Annotated in this window: 2 protein-coding genes; both read left to right on the forward strand. The window is 71.2% G+C overall.

Annotated elements, in window-relative coordinates; all coding sequences use genetic code 11:
* The coding region (locus ACZ6S5_RS34890; RefSeq protein WP_466006554.1) for an oligopeptide/dipeptide ABC transporter ATP-binding protein at positions 1–524 on the forward strand (524 nt) is incomplete at its 5' end.
* A 55-nt stretch (positions 525–579) separates the two neighbouring features.
* Positions 580–1,236 (forward strand): ATP-binding cassette domain-containing protein (locus ACZ6S5_RS34895; protein WP_466006555.1); only part of this gene is annotated, 657 nt, incomplete at its 3' end.

Genomic DNA, 1,236 nt, shown 5'->3' on the forward strand with positions numbered 1-1,236 from the left:
TCAACGACCCCGACCTGCTGATCGCCGACGAGCCGACCACCGCGCTGGACGTGACGGTGCAGGCGCAGATCCTGGACCTGCTGGCCGACCTGCAGGAGGAGTTCCGCTCCGCGATCATTCTGATCACCCACGACCTGGGTGTGGTCTCCCAGGTGGCCGACGACGTGCTGGTCATGTACGGGGGTCGGGCGGTGGAGCGGGGGAGTGTGGAGCAGGTGTTGCGGCGGCCGCAGCATCCGTACACCTGGGGGTTGCTGTCGAGCGTGCCGTCGCTGCACGGCGACGCCGACGCGGACCTGGTCCCGATCGCGGGCAATCCGCCGAGCCTGATCAATCTGCCGTCGGGGTGCGCGTTCCACCCGCGCTGCCGGTACGCCGGCCGCAACGGCGACCGGTCCCGCACCGCAGTACCCGAGCTGCGGCCGACCGCCGAGCCGGGGCACGAGGTGGCCTGCCACCTGCCGGAGGCCGCCCGGCAGCGCATCTACCGCGACGAGATCGCCCAGGCGGGGGTGGCCCGATGAGCCCGAGCAACGCAGCGCGGAGGAGTCCGGGGACCGGATACCAGCGGAGGCGGCCATGACCACGGCGTCCGTCAACGGTCGGGCGAAGATGCTCGGCGAGGGCCGCAGCGCCGGCGAGCCCCTGTTGCGGGTGCGGGGCCTGACCAAGCATTTCCCGGTGCGGGACGGGTTCCGTTCCGGTGGGGCGGTGCGGGCGGTCGACGGGCTGGACTTCGAGGTCCGGCCGGGGGAGACGCTGGGCCTGGTCGGGGAGTCTGGGTGCGGGAAGACGACCACCGGTCGGATGCTGGTGCGGTTGCTGGAGCCGACCGCGGGCAGTATCGAGTTCGCCGGGCGGGACATCACCCACGCCCGGCGGCGGGAGCTGCGGCCGTTGCGGCAGGACCTGCAGATCATCTTCCAGGACCCGTACGCGTCGTTGAACCCCCGCCACACCGTCGGCCGGATCGTGGCCATGCCGTTGCAGGTCAACGGGATCACCCCGCCCGGCGGCATCAAGAAACGGGTGCAGGAACTCCTCGAGCTGGTCGGGTTGAACCCGGAGCACTACAACCGGTACCCGCACGAGTTCTCCGGCGGGCAACGCCAACGCATCGGCATCGCCCGCGCCCTGGCGTTGCGCCCGAAACTCATCGTCGCCGACGAACCGGTCTCCGCCCTGGACGTCTCCATCCAGGCCCAGGTCATCAACCTGCTGCGCGACCTGCAACGC

The organism is Micromonospora sp. NPDC051924 (genome assembly GCF_055586005.1).